This is a genomic window from Geomonas terrae (assembly GCF_004791675.1).
Taxonomy (GTDB): Bacteria; Desulfobacterota; Desulfuromonadia; order Geobacterales; family Geobacteraceae; genus Geomonas; species Geomonas edaphica.
In genome coordinates this window covers 504,016-527,601 of record NZ_SRSC01000003.1, presented here as the reverse complement: position 1 = coordinate 527,601, position 23,586 = coordinate 504,016, and the positions used below count along the sequence as shown (strand labels likewise).

At 64.1% G+C, this 23,586-nt stretch carries 14 protein-coding genes; 5 read left to right on the top strand and 9 right to left on the bottom strand.

What is annotated here, in order from left to right; translation table 11 throughout:
* Positions 1 to 58: 58 nt before the first annotated feature.
* The 3 genes from E4633_RS14165 to E4633_RS14155 form a co-directional block, all read right to left on the bottom strand.
* A complete protein-coding gene (locus E4633_RS14165) occupies positions 59 to 3,487 on the bottom strand; it encodes an MCP four helix bundle domain-containing protein (RefSeq protein ID WP_135871087.1) in 3,429 nt (1,142 codons plus the stop codon).
* Positions 3,488 to 3,563: 76 nt separating this feature from the next.
* Positions 3,564 to 4,160 (bottom strand): MBL fold metallo-hydrolase, encoded by a 597-nt coding sequence (locus E4633_RS14160; protein WP_135871085.1) that lies wholly within the window; start codon positions 4,158 to 4,160, stop codon positions 3,564 to 3,566.
* A complete protein-coding gene (locus E4633_RS14155; protein ID WP_135871083.1) occupies positions 4,157 to 4,771 on the bottom strand; it encodes a CheR family methyltransferase in 615 nt (204 codons plus the stop codon). The genes E4633_RS14160 and E4633_RS14155 overlap by 4 nt, the downstream gene beginning before the upstream one ends.
* Positions 4,772 to 4,989: 218 nt before the next feature.
* Here E4633_RS14155 and E4633_RS14150 point away from each other — a divergent pair, with 218 nt between their 5' ends.
* On the top strand, positions 4,990 to 6,927 hold the full coding sequence (locus E4633_RS14150) for a hybrid sensor histidine kinase/response regulator (protein WP_135871081.1): 1,938 nt from the start codon (positions 4,990 to 4,992) through the stop codon (positions 6,925 to 6,927).
* A gap of 458 nt (positions 6,928 to 7,385) precedes the next feature.
* Here the strand turns inward: E4633_RS14150 and E4633_RS14145 are convergent, their stop codons facing one another.
* The 4 genes from E4633_RS14145 to E4633_RS14130 form a co-directional block, all read right to left on the bottom strand.
* Positions 7,386 to 8,999, bottom strand: a complete 1,614-nt coding sequence (locus tag E4633_RS14145; protein ID WP_135871079.1) for an ammonia-forming cytochrome c nitrite reductase subunit c552 — start codon at positions 8,997 to 8,999, stop codon at positions 7,386 to 7,388.
* A 139-nt stretch (positions 9,000 to 9,138) separates the two neighbouring features.
* Complete coding sequence (locus E4633_RS14140) at positions 9,139 to 11,034, bottom strand: methyl-accepting chemotaxis protein (RefSeq protein ID WP_135871077.1); 1,896 nt, start codon at positions 11,032 to 11,034, stop codon at positions 9,139 to 9,141.
* 307 nt (positions 11,035 to 11,341) lie between these two features.
* Complete coding sequence (locus E4633_RS14135) at positions 11,342 to 12,982, bottom strand: ATP-binding protein (RefSeq protein WP_135871074.1); 1,641 nt, start codon at positions 12,980 to 12,982, stop codon at positions 11,342 to 11,344.
* 53 nt (positions 12,983 to 13,035) lie between these two features.
* On the bottom strand, positions 13,036 to 13,422 hold the full coding sequence (locus E4633_RS14130; protein ID WP_135871072.1) for a DUF1294 domain-containing protein: 387 nt from the start codon (positions 13,420 to 13,422) through the stop codon (positions 13,036 to 13,038).
* Between the two features lie 423 nt (positions 13,423 to 13,845).
* Here E4633_RS14130 and E4633_RS14125 point away from each other — a divergent pair, with 423 nt between their 5' ends.
* On the top strand, positions 13,846 to 14,241 hold the full coding sequence (locus E4633_RS14125) for a PilZ domain-containing protein (RefSeq protein WP_135871070.1): 396 nt from the start codon (positions 13,846 to 13,848) through the stop codon (positions 14,239 to 14,241).
* A gap of 38 nt (positions 14,242 to 14,279) precedes the next feature.
* On the opposite strand, the gene pnpS is transcribed toward E4633_RS14125, so the two are convergent.
* Positions 14,280 to 16,031 (bottom strand): two-component system histidine kinase PnpS, encoded by a 1,752-nt coding sequence (gene pnpS / locus E4633_RS14120; RefSeq protein WP_135871068.1) that lies wholly within the window; start codon positions 16,029 to 16,031, stop codon positions 14,280 to 14,282.
* Positions 16,028 to 16,708 (bottom strand): response regulator, encoded by a 681-nt coding sequence (locus E4633_RS14115; protein ID WP_135871066.1) that lies wholly within the window; start codon positions 16,706 to 16,708, stop codon positions 16,028 to 16,030. Before E4633_RS14115 ends, pnpS begins: the two co-directional genes overlap by 4 nt.
* 212 nt (positions 16,709 to 16,920) lie before the next feature.
* Here E4633_RS14115 and E4633_RS14110 point away from each other — a divergent pair, with 212 nt between their 5' ends.
* Genes E4633_RS14110 through E4633_RS14100 form a run of 3 tightly spaced genes read left to right on the top strand, consistent with a single transcriptional unit; the run spans position 16,921 to position 23,542 of the window.
* Positions 16,921 to 19,530, top strand: coding sequence for a glycoside hydrolase family 15 protein (locus tag E4633_RS14110; RefSeq protein WP_135871064.1), 2,610 nt, complete (start codon positions 16,921 to 16,923; stop codon positions 19,528 to 19,530).
* Positions 19,527 to 20,612 (top strand): enolase C-terminal domain-like protein, encoded by a 1,086-nt coding sequence (locus E4633_RS14105; protein WP_135871061.1) that lies wholly within the window; start codon positions 19,527 to 19,529, stop codon positions 20,610 to 20,612. Before E4633_RS14110 ends, E4633_RS14105 begins: the two co-directional genes overlap by 4 nt.
* A 23-nt stretch (positions 20,613 to 20,635) precedes the next feature.
* Positions 20,636 to 23,542, top strand: coding sequence for an FAD-binding and (Fe-S)-binding domain-containing protein (locus tag E4633_RS14100; RefSeq protein WP_135871060.1), 2,907 nt, complete (start codon positions 20,636 to 20,638; stop codon positions 23,540 to 23,542).
* Positions 23,543 to 23,586 lie beyond the last annotated feature (44 nt).

The window sequence follows — 23,586 nt, the reverse complement described above, 5'->3', positions numbered from 1 at the left end:
GACCGGCGGCGATTGCCGGGGAGCGGCGCCGTCATGGGCCGCTCCCCTTCCCCTTCGTCTAGAACCTCTCGAAGTCGCTGTCACCGTCCATGTCACTCATGATGAGGTCGTGCCCCATCGCCTTTTTGGTCTGCAGTCCGTTTTTCTTGATCCCCTTCACCTCCGCCTTGCCGGCGGACTTGGTGAGCGGCTTTGGTGCCGCCGGCAACTGGCGTGCCGCGCCGTCCACCCTGAAGAAGGCGATGGTCGACTGCAGCTGGGCAGACTGCGAGGAGAGTTCCTCGGCGGTGGAGGCCATCTCCTCGCTCGCCGAGGCGTTCTGCTGAATCACCTGGTCGAGCTGCTGGATCGCCTTGTTGATCTGCTGCGCGCCGGTGTCCTGCTCCTTGCTGGAGGCGTTGATCTCCTGCACGAGCTCGGCGGTCTTCTGGATGTCGGGGAGGATGGCGGAGAGCATCTCGCCCGCCCGCTCGGCCACCTCGACGCTGGAGACGGAGAGCTCCGAGATCTCGCCCGCCGCCACCTGGCTCCTCTCGGCGAGCTTTCTCACCTCGCTTGCCACAACGGCGAAGCCCTTGCCGTGCTCCCCGGCGCGGGCCGCCTCGATGGCGGCGTTTAAGGCAAGCATGTTGGTCTGGCGCGCGATCTCCTCGATGATGGAGATCCTCCCCGCGATGTCCTTCATCGCCTGCACCGTTTCGGAGACCGCCTTGCCACCCTCCTTGGCGTCCTCCGCCGATTTCACCGCGATCTTCTCGGTCTGCTGGGCGTTGTCCGCGTTCTGCTTTATGTTGGCGCTCATCTCCTCCATGGAGGAGGACGCCTCCTCGGCCGCCGCCGCCTGCTGCGAAGCCCCCTCGGACATGGACTGCGCGTTCGCCGAGAGTTGCACGCTGCCGGAGGCGACGTTGTCCGCCGCCATCTTCACCTCGGTCACCACCTCGGTGATCTTGCCCACCATGGCGGAGAGGGCGCGGATCAACTCGTCGTTGTCGCTTCTCTCCCTGAGGCTCACCATGAGGTTACCCACTGAGACCTCCTTGGCCGCCTCGGTGATCTTGTTGATGGCGTCTACCAGCATGTTCAGGTTGTTCTTGATCAGGTTGTACTGCCCCTTGTACTCCGCGGTGATGGCGGGGGGCATATCCCCTTTGGCGATGCGGTCCACGTAGCCTGCGGTCACCATGAGCGGGTTCACGATGTTGGTCACCGTGTCGTTCACGCCAGCCACGAGCTTGTTCCAGCCGCCGACAAAAATCGTTGCGTCGGCACGCTTGTCCAGCTCGCCGTCCGCAGCCGCCTGGATGATGATGTCGGTCTGCTCCAGGAGCTCGTTCATCATCTTCACCACGGCGTTCAGGTTGTCCTTGATTATGTTGTACTGCCCCTTGTACTCGGTGACGATCTGCGGCGGGATGACCCCCTTGGCCACCTTGTCCACGTAGTCCGCGGTCACCATAAGCGGGTTTACGATGTTGGTGACGATGTTGTTCACCCCGACGACCAGTTCTTTCCACCCTCCGACGAAGAGTTCAACGTTGGCGCGCTCGTCCAGTTTCCCTTCGGCCGCGGCCCGGGTCACCTTGTCCGCCTCGGTGAGGAGGTTATTCATGATGTCGATACAGTTGTTGAGGTTCAGTTTGATCTCGTTGAAGTCCCCGTTGTAGTTGTCCGTGATCCTCGGGGGGATGTCCCCCTTGGAGATGCGGTCCACGTACTCCGCCGCCACGTTCAAAGGCCCGATCACCGCGTCAAGGGTGTCGTTCACCCCCTGCACGATCTTTCGGAAATCACCCTCATGCCTGGAGGCGTCGGCGCGGGTTGCCAGTTTGCCGGCCACCGCCGCCTCGACAAGCACGTTCGCATCGGCGATGAGCGCCTTGAGGTTCGTCCGCACCTGCTCGATGGTCTCGTTGATGAAGGCCTTCTTCCCGGGGAACTTCTCGAGCTCCGCTTCGAAGTTGCCGCGCCCGAACTCGGCAATGCAGGCCATCGCCTTCTTCTTCACCGCGATGTGACCGTTCACCATGTTGTTGACGCCCGTCGCCATCTCGCGGTAGACCCCCTGGTAGTTGCCCGCGGCAATCTGAACTTCGATGTCGCCCAGGTCATGCTGTTTCGACATGTTGTTCATGTCGGCGATCAGGGCGGCCAGGGTGTCTATGCAGACGTTCAGGTTGTTCTTGATTTCGTTGAAATCGCCGTTGTAGCTGTCCGTGATCCTCGGGGGGATGTCCCCCTTGGAGATGCGGTCCACGTACTCCGCCGCCACGTTCAGGGGTCCGATCACCGCGTCCAAGGTGTCGTTCACGCCGGAGACGATCCTTCTGAAGTCTCCCTGGTGTTTCGAGGCATCAGCGCGGGTGGCGAGTTTGCCGGCCACGGCCGCCTGGCTCAGCATATCGGCATCGGCCACGAGCGCATGCACCGCGTCGATACAGACGTTCAGGTTGTTCTTGATCTCGTTGAAGTCGCCGTTGTAGCTGTCCGTGATCCTCGGGGGGATGTCCCCCTTGGAGATGCGGTCCACGTATTCGGCCGCCACGTTCAGGGGACCGATCACCGCGTCAAGGGTGTCGTTCACGCCGGCCACCACCTTCTGGAAGTCACCCTGGTGCCTGGATGCGTCGGCGCGGGTGGCGAGCTTCCCTGCGATGGCCGCATCGGAAAGCATGTTCGTGTCCGCCACGAGGGCTTTGATCGACTCGACCATCTTCTGCATGGCGACCATCACGCTGTCGCCGTGCTTGTCCTTCAAGTCGATGGTGACGCTCATGTCCCCCACCGCCACGCGGTTGGCAACGTCGCCCACCTCTTTGGGGTCGGCCCCGAGCTGACGTTGCACGATTCTCGTGATGAAAAGTCCGAAGCCGACTGCGAGCGCTACACCGACCACGATGAGGATCAGCATGATCTTGGTGGCGGTGTTCGCCATTTCTGCGTTGCCGTCGGCGGTAAGCTTCGCCTGTTTCAGCTTGGCGTCCACCAGCTTGTCGATGGAATCCTGCTCCATCCGGGAGAACTTGGCGCCGTCCCCCTCCATCAGTATCCTGGCCTCGCCGTCCCTGCCGGTCTGGGCCAGCCGCACGATCTGATCGATGATGGGATCATACCCGGCACGGGCCTGCTTGAACTCCTGGAAGAGCTTGCGCCCCTCGTCGGTGAGTATGGTCTTCTCGAAGTCCACGGCCGCCTTGTCCAGTTCGCCGCGCAGCGTTTTGATTCTCTCGATCTTCGCCTGCTCTTCCAGCGGCGTCTTGGCGGTGAGGAGGTCCCTCAGGTTGACCCTGATGCGCTGGAAGGAAGTGGAGACGTCCTGCAGCTGGGCTATGGGGATGGTGATTCTTTCGTAGAGCTTTGCGTCGGCAGCCTCGATGCCATGAATCTCCCTGATGCCGAAATACCCGACCAACCCAGCGATGACGGCGATGGTGATGAATCCCGTCATCAGTTTCGTGCCCAGCTTCAAATCGTAGAACCACTTCATGACTACCTCCTTGACTGTGCGTTATCCGACAAGACACCGCTAACCGAATCCGTATCGGCTCGAAATTGCAATTAACTCAGGCTGTTTCCGATCTCTGTACCACCTCAAGCGTCCTCAAGAGCACCTCGAGCCCACCATCGAGTACCGGCTCGTCATGCCCCGAAAATATCTTCCTTATCTTGAGCCCGCACAGCCTCTGCAGGGCGGCGCGGTATTCTTCCGTGTAGCTCCCCCCCTCGCCTCTCACCCGCACCGGCGTATCGCCGGAGAAAAGGGCCTCCGCCGCGGGAGCGTACAGACAGATGGAATCACTGGAATGCCCGGGGGTATGCAGCACCTGCAGGAAATCGTCACCGGCCCGTATGAACTGCCGATCGTGCAGCACCTCGTCGACCCCTGGTCCCTGCCGGTAGGCGAGCACCCGGCAGCCGAAGGCCGACCTGACGGCAGGCAACCCGGACGTGTGGTCGAAGTGGTTGTGGGTGAGAATCACCTGCTCGACCGGCTGTTTCCCGAACCCCGTCGAAATCGCCCGTATCTCGTCGAGTATGTAGTCGTCCGCCCCCGGATCGACGAGCGTATTGACATCGTCGATGCGGTTCCAGTCCCCCAGGATCAGATAGGAGCAGCAACTGTAGGTCGCGGGACTCTTCTTCAGGGGAACGATCTTCAAGACTCCCCTCCGATCTTCTTGAACAGCTGGGCATCGGGGACCACCTGCTCGAACAGGTGGGACACCTCGGGGGGGAGCTTCTGTGTGTTTTCCGTGGCGAGATACCCGCCGGGTGCCAGGGCTTCGTAAAACATCCTGAAGACCTCAATGCGCTCGCGGTACTGGAAATGGAGCAGCACGTTCTTGCACACGACCAGGCAGTAGTCGCCTCCGGGCGCTTTCAGCGAGAGGAGATCATGGTACTGGAAGTTCACCCGGTCGCGCAGCAGCGGCACAACCCGGTACCGGCCGGCCTCGTCTGCAGGTTCGAAGTACTTGTTGAACAGGTTGACCGGGGTGCGTTGCAGTTCTTCGTAGGGATAGGTGGCGGCGGTGACGATGTCGCCGAAGTGGTTGGCGCTGTCGTAGTCGGTGGCGTCGATGCGCAGGTTCTTGAAGCCGAAGGAGTTCATCTTCTCGGCGAAGATCATGGCGACGGTGTAGGTCTCCTGGCCGAGTGCACACCCCGCGTCCCAGATCTTGATTCGGCTCCGCCCGGAGGCGTAGGGAATCATGTGGTCGGCGGCGTGCTCGAGGGTCGGCTGGTCTCGCATGAAGAAGGTGAATGCCATTTGTGCTCCATATTACAAGACGTAACTACGGCTTCTGTAACTCCCATGCAAACACCTATCGGTCCAGCGGCGCCACAACTGTATACGCCTATTGACCACAAAGACATTATTTTAAACTAATACAACAAGAACCTTCTGCCATGCGTTTTTCAGCTTAAATTAATAGAGACTACTGCCGAACAGTATCTGTGCGGCCCACACATCAAGACAGGAAGACCATGGAAAACTCAGGACACCACGAGGAATTGCAACGGCTTTGCGCCGTGGTAGAGAGGGCGAAACGAGACTGGGAACAGACTTTCGACGCCGTCCCCGACCTCATCACCATCATCGGTGAGGACCACTGCATCAAGCGGGTGAACCGCGCCACCGGCGCTCTCCTCGGTGTCCACCCGCGCGACCTGGTGGGGAAGAAGTGCTACGAGGTGATGCACGGCTCCGACACGCTCCCCCCCGGCTGCCCCGGGGCGCTGGCCATGTCATTGGGTACGGTGCAGCAGGCGGAATTCGAAGAAAAATGGCTGCAACGCACCTTCAGCGTGACCGCCTCTCCCATACGCGACGACGCCGGGCGCGTCACCTCGTGCGTGCATGTCGCCCGCGACGTCACCGAGCGGAAGCAAAAAGAGGATGCCCTTACCGCGAGCGAGCGCTTCCTGCGCGCCATCACCGACAACATCCCCGGGATGGTCGGCTACTGGGACCGGGAGTTGCGCTGCCGTTTCGCCAACCAGGCGTACCTGCAATGGTTCGGAAGAAGCTCAGAAGAGATGATCGGCATGACCATTCACGAGCTCTTAGGGGAGGAGCTTTTCAAAAAGAACGAGCCCTACATGCTGCGTGCCCTCGCCGGGGAGGTGCAGCATTTCGAGAGGACGCTCACCAGAACCGACGGCAGCGTCGGCCACACCTGGGCCCACTACATCCCGGACGTGGTCGACGGAGCGACGCGCGGCTTCTTCGTCCTCGTCACCGACGTGACCGAGCTGAAGCTTGCCGAAGCGGCGAAGGCGGAACTGGAAGCGCGGCTGCAGCAGGCGCAGAAGATGGAATCGGTGGGGAGGCTCGCCGGCGGTGTGGCCCATGACTTCAACAACCAGCTCACCGTCATCATGGCATATGCCGACATGGGGCTCGAGGCGCTCGATGCGTCGGACCCGCTTTACCCCATGCTGCAGCAGATCGCCCGGGCGGCCGAGCGCTCCGCCGGCCTCACCCATCAGCTCCTCGCCTTCGCGCGCCAGCAGCCGGTCACCCCGAGGGTACTCGACCTGAACGAGACGGTGCGGGACATGATGAAGATGCTCAGAAGGCTCATCGGGGAACACATCCACCTCACCTGGCGCGAGTCCGAGGAGCCGTGCCGCGTGAAGATCGACCCGACGCAGGCGGACCAGATCATAGCCAACCTGTGCATCAACGCGCGCGACGCCATCACCGACTACGGCGAGATCAGGATCGAAACGGGGACCGAGACCGTCGGCGCGGGAAGAGGCGACCGGGATATCCTCCCCGGCGACTACGTGTACCTTGCCGTGCGCGACAACGGCTGCGGCATGGACCAGGAAACGCTCAGGCAGATCTTCGAGCCCTTCTTCACCACGAAGGAGCTGGGAAAGGGAACCGGGCTCGGGCTCTCGACGGTGTACGGCATCACGAGGCAAAACGGCGGCTTCATCGAGGTCGAGAGCAGCGCCGGACGGGGGACGCGCTTCACCATCTACCTGCCAAAGTGCCGCGAGGAGGCGAAGGCTTCCCACGCCGCAGCAGCCAGGCACGACGCGGGAGGGGCGGAGACCATCCTCCTCGTTGAGGACGAGCCGAGCATCCTCGGCATGGCGCGGGATCTGCTCGAGCAGAAGGGGTACCGGGTGCTGGCGGCGCACTCGCCTGTCGAGGCACTTACCGCGGCGGCGCAATGGGGAGGCGAGATTCACCTGCTTTTGACCGACGTGATCATGAAGCAGATGAACGGGCGCGACCTGGCGCGCGAGCTCGCCACCCGGCGCCCGGGCATCAAGTGCCTTTACATGTCCGGTTACACGGCGGACGTCATCGGGCATCACGGCGTGATGGATGACGACGTCCGCTTCATCGGCAAGCCGTTCAAGGCGACCGAGCTCGCCCGCCGGGTGCGCGAGGCGCTCGACGCGTGACGATGGATGCCGGCGCCTCTTGCGCCCCCCTTTGCAAAGGTCTTCAGGAAATTCCGGGACGCATCTGTGCTTTACTCTCGAAGCAGTGAGCTTGGCATCAGGTCCCCCCCTTTGCGAAGGGGGGACAGAGGGGATTTGCCTTGGTCGGACCGTACAAGCTCCTGCTGCCGCAGCCATGGCTGGAGCTGCGCTAAATTCCGAAATGAACGGATGAAGAATAACGACAAAAGCAAATCCCCCCCGTCCCCCCTTCGCAAAGGGGGGGGCGCGTGGGCACCGTTCTCAGCAAAAGAAGACACGGGTTCTTTGAAATGCCTCTTCCCCGGGATTCACGGATGAACCTTCGCAAAGGGGGGAGCGTAACGCCATCTGCGACGCTTCGTGGCCACAGTGACTAAAAAAGCCCCGCCTCCACAAGGGAGACGGGGCTTTTTCATGTCTGAGCTGCCGAGCTTCGGTTACTTCTTCGGCTCGTCCTTCTTCGCCACGGTCATGGCGTCGTTCAGGATCTTCACGCCCGCCTTGGAGGCGGCGATGGAACCGGTGAGCGACTCACGGGCGAGGTCGGGGTTGTGGAAGCCGTCGGAGTTCTCCGCGGTCCAGTATTCCCAAAGGACGTGCGCTTCCTCATGCTTCGCGCGCGCCTCGTCGAGCACCGCCGGGGAGACCCCCATCCTCTGCGCCGCGGCGTAGGTGTCGATCAGCTGACCGAGCCAGTACTCGGCCTTGCGCATCTTGCCCTTCACGTAGTTCTGCACCGCGTCGATCTCGTAAGCCTTTTTCGCCACGCTGTCCTTCGGGTGGCAGCCAAGGCATGCCTCCTTCACGTGGTTCTTCGGACGGATGACGCCGTGGGTGGAGAACATCTTGCCGTCCTTGCCCTTGTGCTTGGGCATGTGGCACTGGTGGCACTGCACACCCGCCTTGTCGTGCACGCTCCCCGCGTAGGTCTCCGTCTCGGGGTGCTGGAACTTGATCAGGCGCGCTCCGGTGATGGCGTGCTTGAAGTCGAAGAAGTTCAGCTCCTGGTAGTGCTTCAACAACTGCAGCGAGTTCTTCAGCGGGAAGTGGTTGGTGCGGATGTCGTCGTACTTAACCGGCTTGCCGTCGCTCCACTGGGTGCCCGCGTTGCAGTTGTACTCGACGTGGCACTGCGCACACATCATCCTGGAGTCGGTTTTCTGCATCACGCCGATCTTCCTGAAGCCGCGGAAGTCAATCACCTTCAGGTCGGTAGCGCCGTTTTTCGCGAAGATGTTACCCTTCGGGTCCTTCTCGACCGCCTGGATCAGGGCGTCGCGCACCACACGCGGCTGGGTGCCGTGCGGGTCGTGGCAGTGCACGCAGCCGAGCGGGTTGTTGGTGTCCTTGGCCACGTCGACGACGTTGGAGCTGCGGTCCCACTTGGCGCGCGGGTCCTTGTCTCCCATGAACTTCCACTTGAGGAGGTGATCCGAGGTCTTGCACTGGATGCAGGTGGCGTTACCCGCCATGGCGGTCTCCGGGAGCTTCTTCCCGGTGTCGGTCAACACGTCCCAGGTCTTGCCGGTCGAGGTGACCCCTTTCCACCCCTCCTTGAACTGGAAGCGTCCCCCCTGGAAGCGGTCCACGGCGAACTGGTCGATGACCATGAAGGCGTGGCCGCGCGGCTCGTCATGCTCGAAGGTGAAACCGTGCCCGGCGAGAAGCTTGTCCTGCATCGGGGAGCGGCCGGTGGGGGTGCCCTTCTCCTTACGCGCCGGAGCCTCGTAGTTCACCTCGAAGAAGCTGTCGTACTGACTCTTGTGGCACTTGCCGCAGAGCGCGGCGTCGATGAGGGTGACCGGCTTGTTCTTTTCCGGGTCGCTCATGTGGGCGTCGAGCTTGTCATGACAGACCTTGCAGGAGAGCTTCGCGTGCTTGCTCCCCTCCTTGAGCGCCTTCACCTCGTCGTGACAGTCGTAGCACTTGGCCCTGCCGTCGTTGGCGACCTGCACCGGTTTGCCCTTCGCAGCCACGGTCAGGGCGGGGATGGACAGAAGCGCGATGGCTCCGGCTACTGCCGCCGTCACAGCCAGATTCTTCTTGAGCATGTTTCCTCCTTTTTCAGGGTTTATGGGGAGTGATCCCTCTAGACACCTCATTGCAGCGCCTCCAGACGAAAGCGCAGGTATTCATGCACGAATTGGTCGGGAAAATATTTGACCAAAGTCAATTTTTGCCGGATTTTCCTTACAGCTTGAACCTTCCCACTATGCGCTCCAGACCATGGGCGACCTCGGTCAGCTCCCCTGCGGTTCCGGCGCTCTCGTGCGCCCCGTGGGCGGTCTGCTGCACCACGTTGGTCACGAGGTGAATGCTGGAGGAAATCTCGCCGGTGGTCGCGGTCTGCTCCTCGGCCGCCGTGGCGATCTGGTTCACCTGGGCGGTGACTTCATCCACCTGCCCCAGGATACGGTGCAGCGCCTCTTCGAGCCGTGCGGCCTCATCGACCCCGCGCTCGGTCTGCTGCACACCCTGCTCCATCGACGAGATCGCCTCGCGGGTCTCCGCCTGCATGGTCCGGATCATCTCGCCGATCTCCTTGGTGGCGCGCGTGGTCCGCTCGGCGAGCGCCCGCACCTCGTCGGCGACGACGGCGAAGCCGCGTCCCTGCTCTCCCGCCCGGGCCGCCTCGATGGCAGCGTTCAAGGCGAGGAGGTTCGTCTGGTCCGCGATGTCCTCGATGGTGGCGACGATGGCGCCGATTTGCTCGCTTCTCTGCCCGAGGGACGAAATCGCCCCGGCGTTGTTCCGGGTCAGTTCGCCGCGCTCCCTGATCCCGGCAAGCGTCGCGGTGAGCACCGTGAATCCCTCCTGGGCGGTCACGGTGGCCACCTTGGAGCTTTGCGCGGCCAGGTGGCAGTTACGTGCGATGTCGCTCGCGGTTGCAGCCATCTCCTCGGCCGCCGTGGCGACCCCGACGGTCTGGGCCGCGGCCGCCTCGGCGGCGCCGGAGATGGAACCAGCAGTGGCGTTCAGGCGCTCAACACCCCCCGAAAGCCGGTGGGCTGAAGCGGCGATCTCGAGGATGATGGTGCGCATGCTGGCGATGAACCGGTTCAGCCTGCCCGCCAGCTCGCCGATCTCGTCGCTGCGGCTTCCCACCTCGATGGTGCGGGTCAGGTCACCTTCCCCGTCGGCCAGCTCGGCCACGCGCTCGCACAAAAGGCCCAGCGGGGCGAGCAGTCTTTTCAGCACGAGGACCACCACGAGAAGGCCGGCCACCAGGAAGGCAGCACCGATCATGGCAAGGACAATAAACTGGCGGCGCACCGGGGCCGCGACCTCGTCCCGGTCCGCGGTGACGCAGAGGTACCACCCGGTCGAGGGGACGCGGGCGTACGACATCATCCTCTGCGTTCCCTGGTAGCGGTAGGTCAACTGCCCGGTCTCACCGCCGGAGAAGCGCCCCTCGATCCCGGCGAAGTCGGGGGAGAGCTCCTGCAGTTTCTTCTTCATCGCGAACCCTGCATCGGGATGGGCGAGGATCTTCCCCTTGCCGTCGCTCAAAAAGGCGTACCCGGAGGAGCCGAACTTGAGACCCAGCACCGTCTTGGTGACGAAGTCGAGGTTCACGTCGGAGCCGTAGACGCCGACCGGGGTACCCTGATCGAGGATGGGGCTCACGAAGGTGATGATCGCCTTCCCGGTGGAGGCCGCGATGTACGGGTCGGTGACCCCGGTTTTTTGCTCGGTTTTCCCCTGGGCGTACCAGGGGCGCTTGCGCGGGTCGTAGTCCGCGGGGGGCTTCCAGTCGTCCGAGTAGATCACGCTGCCGTCCTCGAAGCCCGGGTGCGTCTTCGAGAAGCCGCCGGCGGCGTTGTGGGTCTTGATTGCGTTGGCTGCGTACGCGGGATTTCCGTGATGAAGCGCCAGGTCCTTCGCACCGGCGTCCACCACGGCGAGTTTGTCCTGGATCCAGATATTGAGGTTAGCCGCGTTGTCCTTGGCGAGGACGACCATCTTGTCCTCGAGCATGCGCGACATGATGTTGCCGGAACTGACGAAAGCGGCCGCCACGAGGGCGGTTGTTGCAATGGCAAAGACGATGACTACCGTAAGGTAAACCTTCATTCTCAAGTTCATTGTGCTTCCTCTGTTTTGGGTGGGATGTGAATAAGGAGTTAACCCAAAAAGTTTTATCGGTAGTCACAGCGGCAACTTGAGACGTTATGAGTTTACCTTCTGTTATTGAGGTTGCAACAGTGAGAGAAAAACTTGAAGGTGATTCGCCCAATGACAGAGCAAGGCGGCGGGATTCAGTACTTTTGGCGGCTGTGACAGCATGACAGCTCGCGCGGAGCGTTATGAAAAGGGACCGGTTTTCGAATTTCCTGACGGCGGCGGGCCGGAAAGCGAGCGCGCCGCATGCAGGGGATATCTTCCGAGGGGGTCAGGCGGAGGCGGGAAAGGATGAGCCGTTCAGGGTCTCCCGGATGGTCCCGAGCAGTTCGGCCGGTTTGACCGGCTTCGGGAGATAGGTCCCGCTGCCGGTAAGCCCGCTCTGCGACATGACGTCGGCGGGGTAGCCGCTCATGAAGATGACCGGCAGCCCCGGTGCGAGCTGCCTTACCTTCTCGCCGAGCAGCCTGCCGTTTAACCGCGGCATGATCACGTCGGTAAGCAGAAGCCTTACCGTGCCCGACTCCTTCTCGAACACGCGCAGCGCCTCCTCACCCTCCCTCGCCACAAGCACGCGGTAGCCGTGCTGCTCGAGGAGCATCTGCGTCATGCCCCGGACGGTCCGGTCGTCCTCGACGAGGAGGATGGTCTCGCTCCCAGTGCTCCTGGCAAAAGCGGCGGACGCCGTCCCCTGCTCCGTTTGCGCACCGCAAAGGGGGAGGTAGATGCTGAAGCTGGTGCCGGCGCCCGGCTCGCTTTTGACCCGGATCAATCCGTTGTGTTTCCTGATGATGCCGTAGCTCGAGGAGAGGCCGAGGCCGGTCCCCTTCCCCACTTCCTTGGTGGTGAAGAAGGGTTCGAAGACTCGCGCCTGCACCTCCTTGTCCATCCCGGTCCCGTTGTCGGCGACCACGATCACGGCGTAGCTCCCGGGCGGCAGGTCATCGTCCCCAAGCTCCATCGTCGCCGTCGTGATGCTCAGCACCCCGCCGCCGGGCATGGCGTCTCGGGCGTTCACCGCGAGGTTGATGAGAACCTGCTCCACCTGCCTGCGGTCGGCACAGATGCAAAGCGGCGCCTCGCAAAGACGCACCACCAGCTCGATCTCCTCGGTGATCAGCCGGGAGAGGCTCTTGTGCAGGTCGCCGACCACGAGGTTCACGTCCATGGCGTCGAGATGCACCTCCTGCTTGCGGCTGAAGGCAAGGAGGCTCCTGGTCATCTCGGCGGCGCGCTCGGCCGAAATCATGATCTCCCCGGCCATGGAGGCGGCTTCGCTACCCGCGCCGTTTAACTGGATGAGCGAAGCGTACCCGGCAATGACGGTGAGGATGTTGTTGAAGTCGTGGGCGATGCCGCCTGCCAGGGTGCCGATCGCCTCCATCTTCTGGGATTGCCTCAACTGCTCCTCGAGGAGCTTGTTCTCGGTGACGTCCTTGATCAGGCAGGCCGCCCGGTCGACGCGCCCGGCATCGTCGCGGATCGGTGACATGGTGACCAGAATGCTGCGCAACCCCTTGTCCGGGTAGTGGTAGGTGTCCTCGTAGCTCACCTCTCCTCCGGCCAGGCATACCTCGAGCTGGGCCCTGATCCGCTCGAAGGTGGCGCTGCCGATCACCTCGGGGATGGTCCTTCCCACCACCTCTGAGAAAACGCTGCCGCGCGCTTCCAGATAGGCCCGGTTGGCCATCAGGTAGCGGTAGTCGCGGTCGAAGACGTAGATCATGTCGCCGGTGCACTCGAACGCCTTCCGGTACTCGATGAGACGGTTCTGCGCACGCTTTAGCTCCTCGACCTTCTGCTGCAGCGTGCGGTTCACGCTGACCAGCTCCTGGTACATGGAACGGTGCTCCCCACCCGCCGGGTAGGAGAACATCCCGTATTCGGTGTTATCCAGGTGTGAAAACGGCATGCTCCCTCCACGTGGGCAACTTCATTACGGCACGTAAAACTCTGGCACCTTGCCTACGGAAGGCGCCACGTCCCCCACAAGACGCCTAAAAGCGCAAGGCAGGCGCAATTAACCAGCACGGTGAGACGGTACAGGCGCAAAAAGGGCGCCTTCTGCGACTTGTGGTGCAAGACCCGCTGCGCCAGCGCGGCGCCGGGCCACCCACCGAATAGCGAAGCGAGGTGCAGGGTGCGCTCGCTGATCCTGCGCCGGTTGCCGCGCGCCGCATGCTTGTCGACGGCGTAGACGAGAAAGGTCGTGAGGCTCACGGCGCTGTAGCAATAAAGTATGGAAAAGGGGATGAGGTCCAGCCGTACGAGTACGAAGGTGAAAAGCAGAAAGGCGAAAGGAAAAAGGACGGAGCGCGGACGACGCCCTCCTCTTGGGTCGGCGTTTCCCATCACCGGTCGCTCCCGACTACAGTTGCTTCTAGGTTAAGCGGCATGTGAACATCATCCGGTTTCGAGTTCTCCGCGGACGATGCCACGGAGGGTGAGGCGGGTAAAGAGCGGGGCGGGGCAGGCTGTTGTACGTTTCCGGCCAGGCCAAGGTACTTATACAAGATGGCCGGACCAGATTCAAGAACTATTGTAGGAATAATTCCTACATGGTTTCCCTGATCGAAAAAGAGTGTCTTCCAATTTAATAACTACAAAAGCAGGAAAATTCGTGGCATAATCCCTGTTGCCTGCTCCAAGGTCTCACCCCGGAAGAAGGTTTGACAGTCCGACGAAGACAGCGTTCCCGATTTATCTAAAGAGCATCCTGATCTTTCCGAAGATTCACAGTAGCACCGTCATCCTGTTGCCTGAGGTTTGCTGCCAATGACAGAGTTGCGACAGTTCTACAGGGCTCCATCGTCCAGGAAGGTGGAGCTGCTCCACCGCGGAGAGAGCCATGAAGGCTGCCTGGAAAACATCTCCTTCAACGGTGCCCTGATCCACCTTGGCGGCACCCTCCCCTCCCTTGCCGTCGGGACCGGCTGCCTCTTGCGCATCCACCTGGACCCGACCCCGGTGCCCCGCTCCCCGCTGCAGATCTGGACCGAGGTGGTGCACGGGCAAAACGGGCTCTTAGGCCTCAAGTTCGTGGACCACGACGCCGAGGGGAGCGAATGCATCGCGCTCCTCATGGAGTTGATCCGCGAGGAGCCGGGCCAGAATGCGGACCAGTTGGACCGCATCCGCGGCTACCTCTGCGACTTCTGCGGCACCCCCTGACCGACCCGTTTCACCTTCAAACCGCCCTCATCCCGCTCTCACACCGCCGGGAGGGTGAAGCTGAAGACCGATCCCCTACCCTGCTCGCTCTCCACGCTCAACGTACCGCCGTGCGCCTGCACGATGTGCTTCACGATGGAAAGGCCAAGGCCTGTGCCGCCGTTGTCGCGGCTTCTCGCCGCGTCCACCCGGTAGAAGCGCTCGAAGAGCCGGGGGAGATCCTGCTCCGGGATGCCGATGCCGCTGTCGCGCACGAGGATGCGGACGAGCTTCCCCTCGACTGCCGCGTCCACGCTCACCGTCCCACCCCGTTCGCTGTACTTGATGGCGTTGTCCAAAAGGTTGATGAGCACCTGTTCGAGCCTCGCCCGGTCCGCGAGGACGACCGGCGACGCGGTCCCCTCCAGGCAGGTGAGGGTGATCCCCTTCTCCTCGCCCCGCTGTGCTACGAGTAACAGCGCCCGCTCGACCGCTTCCTTCACCGGCACCCGCTGCAGGTTCAGCGCCCTTTCGCTGCTTTCGAGCTCCGAGAGGGCGAGGAGGTCGCGCACGAGGCTCGAGAGGCGCTCGGCGTGGTTCAGGATGATCTGCAGGAAGCGCTCGCCGCGCTCGGGGTCCTGCGCCAGTGCGCCGGAGAGAAGCGTCTCGGCGTACCCCTTGATCACGGTGACCGGCGTTCTCAACTCGTGGGAGACGTTCGCCACGAAGTCGCGCCGGATGCGCTCCACCCTTTTCAGCGCGCTTATGTCGTGAAAGACCGCCACGGCACCCATGAGCGCACCATCCTGCAGGAGCGGCACCCAGTGCACCAGCGTCTCCGTCCCGCCGGCCAAGGAGATCTCCTGGGTCTCTTCGCGCCTTTGGGCGAGCACCTCGCGGCAGGCCGCATGCAGGTCCGGGTGGCGGCTGATCTCCAGAAGGGGGCGTCCGAGCACCTGCAGCCCGGTGCCGAACATGGCGCAAAAGGAGGGGTTCACGAGGGTCACCACCGCGTCGCGGTCGGTCACCATCACCCCCTCGCCCATCCCCTCGAGGATGGCGTCCAGGCGCCCCTTTTCCGAGGAGAGCTCCTCGAGTTGCCGCTCGATCTTCTCTGACATCTCGTTCATGACGCGGGCGAGCTCGCCCAGCTCGTCGTTACTCTGCACCGCGACGCGGGTGCCGAACTCGCCCCGGCCGATGCGGTTGGCCGCGGTGGCAAGCCGGCTCAGCCGTCTCGAGTTGATGTTGGAAAGAAAGTAGGAAAAGAGAAGCGAGGCGAGGACGGCGCAGGCGAAGGTTGCGCCGAGGCTTCTTCTGAGGCGCTCCTTGGCGAGCTCCAGCTCGGAAAGCGGCAGGGCGAGGCGGATGACCCCCTCCTTTCCGAAGGAGGCGGCCACGTAGATCATGTCGGTGCGCAGGGTGGCGGAGTAACGGACCGAGCTGCCGATGCCGTCCTTCAGCGCCTGCATCACCTCGGGACGGTGCCCGTGGTTTTCCATGCTCCCCCAGCCCGCAGGGGCGACCTCGGAATCCGCGGCGACACGGCCGTCGGCCGCGATCACGGTGACGCGGGAGCGGATCGCCCGGGAGAGCGAAGCGGTCAAGGGGGGCGCGTCGCGGTCGAGGTCCTTTATTTCCTTCAAAGCCATGAGCGACGCAGCACGCGCCTGGTCCTTAAGATGCTCGCGGGTCGCCTGGGTCATCGAGCTCTCGAGGCTTTCGGAGAGGTAGACGTAGAGCCCGGCCCCGAGGAAAAGAACGAGCGCCAGGTATGATGCCATCAGCTTCCAGCGAAAGCCCCCTCTCATCCCTCCTCCAGCTTATAGCCGAAGCCGCGCACCGTCTTGATCATCTCCCCCGCGCTCCCAAGCTTCGTACGCAGGCGGGTCATGTGCGTGTCGACGGTGCGGGTGTCGCCGACGTAGCTGTACCCCCAGACGTTCTGCAGCAAGAGCTCGCGGCTCTGCACGCGTCCGATGCGCTCGGCAAGATTCATGAGGAGCTTGAACTCCGTTGAGGTGAGGGTCACCTCCTCGCCTGCCACCTCGACCCGGTGCCCTTCGGTGTCGATGAAAAGCCCCCCCACCGAGATGTTGGCGCTCTTTGCCCCCTGTTCCGTGCTGCGCCTAAGCACCGCACGCACCCGGAGCATCAGCTCGCGGGTGGAGAAAGGTTTCACCACGTAGTCGTCCGCCCCCATCTCGAAGCCGACCACCCGGTCGATCTCCTCCCCCTTGGCGGTCAGCACGATGATCGGGATCCCGGAGGTCTGCTCCGCCCCCTTAAGGATGCGGCAGACCTCGGTCCCCATCATCCCCGGGAGCATCAGGTCCAGAAGGATCAGGTCAGGCCTTAGGCGCCTCGCCTCGGCGAGCCCGAGGCTGCCGTCCTCCGCGAGCACGCAGCTGTACCCCTCCTTCTCCAGGTGGAAGGCCACCAGTTCGGCCAGGTCACGTTCGTCCTCAATTACCAGTACCGTCGGCATGTTCCTCGATCCTTTCTTTACGTATCAGGGCGATTGCACCGCATATTCAACGACTGCACCGTTAAAGTCAACGACTAATGAAACCGCCGTCCGGCGTGCCGATGCGGCGCGGCGCGGGAGGGTAATTAAATTGGTGACGTTTAACTTTTGTCGGCTATACTGCTCCAGGTGTCGGTCAGGCGACACCCATACATCAACGCATCGAGGCGGCGATGGCCAAGAAAATCAGCGACTACGGCATCATCGGAAACATGCAGTCGGCGGCACTTGTCGGTCAGGACGGCGCCATCGACTGGCTCTGCCTGCCGCGCCTGGACTCCCCGAGCGTCTTCGCGGCACTGCTCGACGAGGAGCGCGGCGGCACCTTCTCGGTAACCCCGGACGGGGAATGGGATTCCCTTCTTTCCTACGAGGAGGACAGTAACGTCCTGGTCGGGAGGTTCCGCACCCAAGGCGGCAGCTACACCCTCACCGACTTTCTCACCATCCCCGAGCCGGACGCCGCCGGGGGGGAGCGCGACTTCGTGCTCCTGCGCCTCATAAAGGTGGAGCGGGGAACGGTCGACGTCCGGGTCCGCTTCGCCCCGCGCTTCGACTACGGCAGGACCGTTCCCGAGTTTGCCCACTTCCCCGGGCGCGGCGTGGTCGCCGCGGCGGGGGGTGCGTGCCTCGCCCTCTCCTCGACGCGCACCCTTACCGTGCATGCCGGGGAAGCCGCGGGGATCTGGACACTTCGGGCCGGGGAGCGGGCGGTACTTCGCCTGCATTACGGCGCGCGCGAGCCGGATCCCCTTCCCGAGGGGCGCGCCGAACAGCTCCTGGTGCAAACGCTCGCCTTCTGGCGCGACTGGCTGCACGAAAGCGGCACCGGTTTCTACAACGAGTTGGGGCCGCACCGCGTGCCGGTGATCCGCTCGCTGCTGACCCTCAAGCTCCTCTGTTTCGAGCCGCAGGGGACCATGGCGGCCGCGGCCACCACCTCGCTTCCCGAGGAGATCGGCGGGGTGCGCAACTGGGATTACCGCTACTCTTGGGTGCGCGACACCTGCATGGCGCTTACCGCGATGTTCGAGGTGGGGCACGTCGAGGAGGTGCAGGGGTACCTCGACTGGCTGGAGCAGGTGATCAGAAAAGGAAGGCGCGACGAACTGCAGGTGATGTACCGCATGGACGGCTCCTCGGACCTTGCGGAGCCGTCGCTGCCGCATCTGCGCGGCTATCGGGACTCGCGGCCGGTGCGGGCGGGGAACCTCGCCGCCCGGCAGAAGCAGTTCAGCATCTACGGCCACGTGCTGATCGCAGCCCATCTCGTGGCAAGCAGAAACCGCGGCATCGATCCCGAACTCTGGCACGGGTTGACCCTCATGTGCGACTTTGCCCGAGACCACTGGCGCGAGCCGGACTCGAGCATCTGGGAGATGCGCGGCGGGACGCGCCACTTCGTCCACTCGAAGGCGATGTGCTGGGTCACCCTGGACCGTGGCCTGCGCATCGCGCGGCACCTGGGGCTTCAGGCCGGCTCCGGCTGGGAGGAGCCCTTGAAAGAGATCAGGGGCGAGGTGCTTGCCCGCGGCTGGAGCCCCCGCCTGCAGTCATTCATGCTCAACTACGACAGCGAACTCCTCGACGCAAGCGCCCTCCTCATGTCGATCAACGACTTCATCGCATACGACGACCCCATGATGCTCGCGACCGTCGACGCCCTGCGCCGCGACCTCGCCCTGGACGGTTTCCTCTACCGCTACCAGGGGGACGACGGCCTCCCGGGCCGGGACGCCACCTTCCTCGCCTGCACCCTCTGGCTCGTCACGAACCTCGCCAAGCAGGGGGAGACCGAGGAAGCCGACCTGCTCCTTTCCCTGGTGGACCAGGTGGGGGGACAGCGCCACCTCCTCGCCGAGGAGTACGACCCTATGTGGCAGGAGCAGCTCGGGAACTTCCCGCAGGCCTTCAGCCACGAGGCGTACGTCGTCGCGGCGACCGCGGTGGCGAACGCCCGGGCCGACGAGCGGAGAAAGCCGCGCCACGAGCGGGTGCTTGCCCCTAAGCCCTGCAGCGGACCGGCGCCGGACCTCGAGGAGATGGCGGCGCTCCTAGCCGAGGCGGCCATCGCGTTGGCCTCCCCCCATCCCGACTACCGGCCACTCACCGAAAGCCGGATGCAGGAGCGCCTCACCGCACTACTCGCACGCCTGGCGGTTTTCCCCCTCGAGCGCCTGCAGGGAAGGGAGGAGCAGATCACCTTCTGGTGCAACCTGCACACCCTGCTCGTCCTTTACGGCATCCTCTCCCTCGGGGTGCGCAGCTCGGTGCAGGAAGTGCCGCGCTTTTACCGCAGGGTCGGGTGCCGCATCGGGAAGGAGGAGTACAGTGCGGAGGTGGTGCTGCACGGCATCCTGCGCGGCAACCGTCCGGCACCGGGTCGGCTCATCCCGCCGCTCCCCCCCGGCGACCCGCGCCTTGCCCACGCGATCCGTCCCGGCGACCCGCGCGTTCTTTGCGCCGCCTTTACCGGCACGGTCTCCTCCCCCGCCATCACCGTTTTGTCGCCGCGCGCCCTGGATAGCGACCTGGACGCCGCGGTCCGGCGCTACCTGGAGCGCGAGGCGCACTTCGATCTCGCTGGCAGAAGGCTCGTCCTGCCGCGTCTTTTCCGCTGGTACGACGACCTGGGAAAAACCGGGCACGACGTGGCCGTCTTCGCGGCAGGCTTCGCCGGGGAGGAAATCGCGCAGGAGATCAGGGAACACCCGGAATCCTTCCGCCTTGAGTACGCGCAGTACGACTGGCGGCTGTCCCGGGACGAGGGGGAAAAGCGATGAGAAATACGGTGGAAAGGGTCGAGGTGATGGCGTACCGCATCCCGACCGAGGAGCCGGAGCCCGACGGCACCTGCCTGTGGGACGAGACCGTGATGGTCGCGGTGCACCTTTACAGCAAAGGGGTGCGGGGGTTCGGCTACAGCTACGCGCACGCCTCGGCGGCGACGCTCATCCGCGACCGGTTAGGCGAGCTCGTGCGCGGGCGGGACCCCTTCGATATCCCCGGCTGCTGGCTCGCCCTGAACGGTGCCCTGCGTAACCTAGGCGACGCCGGCATCGGCATGATGGCCGTCGCCGCGGTGGACGCGGCCCTTTGGGACCTGAAGGCGCGCCTTCTCGAGCTCCCGCTCGTCTCGCTCATGGGGGGCGCACGCGAAAGCGTCCCGGTCTACGGCAGCGGTGGCTTCACCTCCTACACGGTCGACAAACTGCAGCGCCAGCTCGCCGGATGGGTGGAGTGCGGCATAGGCCGGGTGAAGATGAAGGTGGGGCGCGACGCCGGGGCCGACCCGGAGCGCGTCGCCTCCGCGCGTCGGGCGATCGGCCCGGAGGCGGAGCTCATGGTGGACGCAAACGGCGGCTACGCGCGCAAGGAGGCGCTGCGCCTTGCCCGCCTCTTCGCCGCGCAAGGGGTCACCTGGTTCGAGGAGCCCGTGCCGCACCGGGACCGGGAAGGGCTCCGTCTCGTCAGGGACTTAGCCCCGGAAGGGATGGAGGTCTCCTGCGGCGAGTACGGCTTCAACGCGCGCTACTTCCTCGACCTTTTGCGCGACGGCTGCGTCGACGTCATGCAGGCCGACGCCACGCGCTGCGGGGTCACCGGTTTCCTTGAAGCCGCCTCCCTCTGCCGGGCCTGGCAGATCCCCCTCTCCTCGCACTGCGCCCCCGCGCTGCACCTGCACCTTTGCTGCGCCGCGGCGCCGGTGCGCCACCTGGAGTACTTTCACGACCACGTCCGGATCGAGCGGACGCTCCTCGAGGGGGTGATAGAACCCCGCGACGGCGCCCTCTTCCCGGATTTGACGCGCCACGGCCACGGCCTTTCCCTTCGGGAGGACGAGGCGAAGCGTTTCGAGATCTGAACCCAGCAGCGCCGGGAGGAACCATGAGCAAAAGGGAAGCAAACGAGAGCGAGCTGCAAAGCATGAACGCGAAGGCCCTGGAGGCGGCGCTCCGGGAGGCGGTCGACGGCGAGGTCCGGTTCGACAATACGAGCCGCGCCCTCTACGCGACCGACGCCTCCAACTACCGCCAGATACCGATCGGCGTGGTGCTCCCGAAAACGACCGACACCGTGGTGCGCACCCTGGAGGTCTGCCGCCGGCACGGCGCTCCCGTCGTCTCGCGCGGCGGCGGCACCGCCCTTTGCGGGCAGACCTGCAACGCCGCCGTCGTCATCGACCATTCGAAGTACCTGCGCGGCATTCTCGCGATCGACCCGGAAAAAAGGACGGCGCGCGTGCAGCCGGGCGTCGTCCTCGACCAGTTGCGGGAGGAGACCGAGAAGTTCCACCTGACCTACGGCCCCGACCCCGCCACCCACACCCACAACACCTTCGGCGGCATGATCGGCAACAACTCCTGCGGCATCCACTCGGTGATGGCGGGGCGCACCGCGGACAACGTCATCGAGATGGAGGTGATCACCTACGACGGCGTGCGCATGAAGGTGGGGGCGACTCCCGAGGAGGAGCTCACCCGCATCATCGCGGCCGGCGGCAGGCGCGGCGAGATCTACGCCGGACTGCGCAGCCTGCGCGACGACTACGCGGAACTCATCCGGCGCCGCTACCCGAAGATCCCGCGCCGGGTCTCCGGGTTCAATCTGGACGACCTCCTCCCCGAGAACGGCTGCAACGTGGCGCGCGCCCTGGTCGGGACCGAGGGGACCTGCATCACCGTCCTCGAGGCGACGGTGCGCCTCGTACACTCCCCGCCGGCGCGCACCCTTTTGGTGCTCGGCTACCCGGACGTCTTTTCCGCCGCCGACCACGTCACCGAGCTGATGGCGTTCGAGCCGGTGGGGCTCGAGGGTCTTGACGAACTCCTCATTCATTTCATGAAGAAAAAGAAGCTGCACCCGGAGGACGTGCAGCTCCTACCCGAGGGGAAGGGATGGCTTCTGGTCGAGTTCGGCGGCGACACCAAGAAGGACGCCGACGCCAAGGCGCGCCGGGCGATGGATAAGCTCGGCCGCCAGGCGAATCCCCCCTCCATGAAGCTCTTCACCGACGCGAAGGAAGAGAAGATGGTCTGGGAGGTGCGGGAGTCGGGCCTCGGCGCCACGGCGAACGTCCCGGGGGTTCCGCTTGGCTGGCCGGGATGGGAGGACGCAGCCATCCCCCCCGAGAAGCTCGGCCCCTACCTGCGCGAGTTCCGCGCCCTCCTCGACCGGCACGGGCTCATCGCCTCGCTCTACGGCCACTTCGGCCAGGGGTGCATCCACTGCCGCATCTCCTTCGACCTCTTCACCCATGAGGGGGTGGCGAACTTCATGGCCTTTCTGGACGAGGCGACCGACATGGTCGCCCGTTACGGCGGCTCCTTCTCCGCCGAGCACGGCGACGGGCAGTCGAAGGCTATGTACCTGGAGAAGATGTACGGCCCGGAGCTCGTCGAGGCGTTTCGCCGCTTCAAGGAGTTGTGGGACCCGGAGTGGAAGATGAACCCTGGGAAGGTGGTCGAGCCGTACCGCCCCGACCAGAATCTGAGGCTTGGCACCGATTACAACCCATGGCAGCCCGAGACCCGCTTTCGCTACCCGCACGACGACGGCAGCCTGCCGCGCGCCGTCTTGCGCTGCGTCGGCGTCGGCAAGTGCCGCCGCGACCGCGACGCCTTCATGTGCCCTAGCTTTCTCGCAACCCTCGAGGAGAAGCACACGACCCGCGGGCGCGCCCGCGTCCTTTTCGAGATGTTCCGGGGCGACTTCCTCTCCGACCGGTGGCAAAGCGCGGAGGTGCTTGACGCGCTCAAGTACTGCCTCTCCTGCAAGGGGTGCAAGACCGACTGCCCGGTGAACGTCGACATGGCGACCTACAAGGCGGAGTTTTTGTACCACCACTACCGGCACCGGCTGCGCCCCCTTGCCGCCTACTCCATGGGGCTCATAGGCATCTGGGGCGTTATCGGGGGGAGGTTTCCCGCCCTCGCCAATTTCGCTGGGCAGACCCCGGGTCTGCGCGCGATCACCAAGGCGGTCGCCGGGATCGCGCAGGAAAGGAGCATGCCGCGCTTCGCCGACGAGAGCTTCACCTCCTGGTATAAAAAGACGGAGCACCCCGCGGGGGAGGGGCGCCCGGTCCTTCTCTACCCCGACCTTTTCAACGACTGTTTCTTCCCCGAGACCCTGAAGGCGGCCCTCGAGCTCCTGAGGCGTTACGGCCTGCGGGTGATCGTCCCTGAAAAGCGCCCCCCCGCGGTACGCCCCCCCATCGACTACGGCATGCTCGACTACGCGAGGAAAAAGATCCTGCAGGCGGTCGACGAGCTGCACCCCTACGTGCGCGACGGGATACCGGTCCTCATCCTCGAGCCGAGCACCGCGGCGGTCTTTCGCGACGAGCTTCCCGAGCTCTTCCCGGAGCACGAGGACGGCAAGCGGGTGAGCGCCCTCACCTTTACCGTCGCCGAGTTCATGAAGAACGAGGGGCTCGTCCCGCCGAAACTCCAGGGGAGGATCCTGTACCACGCCCACTGTCACCAGAAGGCGCTTTTGAACCCCGAGGCGGCCCGGGAGCTGATCGGAAAGATGGGGCTTCTCCTCACCGAGCCACAGAAAGGGTGCTGCGGCATGGCCGGCTCCTTCGGCTTCGAGAAGGAGAAGTACCAGATCTCCATGCGCATCGGCGAGCTCGGCCTGCTCCCCGCGGTGCGCGACGCGCTCCCCACCGACTACATCGTGGCGGACGGCTTTTCCTGCCGCACCCAGATCCTGCAGTCAACCAGCCGCAAGCCCATGCACCTGGTCGAGCTCATGCTCCTCGCCCTGAAGCTCGGCAACCCCGCGTAGGCAATCGTCCTACGTATCATTAGGACCAGCGTCGCTAGCTCGAC

What these genes read in the sequence shown, in the direction of transcription:
- E4633_RS14165 (WP_135871087.1), bottom strand. Translation starts at nt 3,487, where the DNA reads ATGAAGTGGTTCTACGATTTGAAGCTGGGCACGAAACTGATGACGGGA.
- E4633_RS14155 (WP_135871083.1), bottom strand. Translation starts at nt 4,771, where the DNA reads ATGGCATTCACCTTCTTCATGCGAGACCAGCCGACCCTCGAGCACGCC.
- E4633_RS14150 (WP_135871081.1), top strand. Translation starts at nt 4,990, where the DNA reads ATGGAAAACTCAGGACACCACGAGGAATTGCAACGGCTTTGCGCCGTG.
- E4633_RS14145 (WP_135871079.1), bottom strand. Translation starts at nt 8,999, where the DNA reads ATGCTCAAGAAGAATCTGGCTGTGACGGCGGCAGTAGCCGGAGCCATC.
- E4633_RS14140 (WP_135871077.1), bottom strand. Translation starts at nt 11,034, where the DNA reads ATGAACTTGAGAATGAAGGTTTACCTTACGGTAGTCATCGTCTTTGCC.
- E4633_RS14135 (WP_135871074.1), bottom strand. Translation starts at nt 12,982, where the DNA reads ATGCCGTTTTCACACCTGGATAACACCGAATACGGGATGTTCTCCTAC.
- E4633_RS14130 (WP_135871072.1), bottom strand. Translation starts at nt 13,422, where the DNA reads ATGGGAAACGCCGACCCAAGAGGAGGGCGTCGTCCGCGCTCCGTCCTT.
- E4633_RS14125 (WP_135871070.1), top strand. Translation starts at nt 13,846, where the DNA reads ATGACAGAGTTGCGACAGTTCTACAGGGCTCCATCGTCCAGGAAGGTG.
- pnpS (WP_135871068.1), bottom strand. Translation starts at nt 16,031, where the DNA reads ATGAGAGGGGGCTTTCGCTGGAAGCTGATGGCATCATACCTGGCGCTC.
- E4633_RS14115 (WP_135871066.1), bottom strand. Translation starts at nt 16,708, where the DNA reads ATGCCGACGGTACTGGTAATTGAGGACGAACGTGACCTGGCCGAACTG.
- E4633_RS14110 (WP_135871064.1), top strand. Translation starts at nt 16,921, where the DNA reads ATGGCCAAGAAAATCAGCGACTACGGCATCATCGGAAACATGCAGTCG.
- E4633_RS14105 (WP_135871061.1), top strand. Translation starts at nt 19,527, where the DNA reads ATGAGAAATACGGTGGAAAGGGTCGAGGTGATGGCGTACCGCATCCCG.
- E4633_RS14100 (WP_135871060.1), top strand. Translation starts at nt 20,636, where the DNA reads ATGAGCAAAAGGGAAGCAAACGAGAGCGAGCTGCAAAGCATGAACGCG.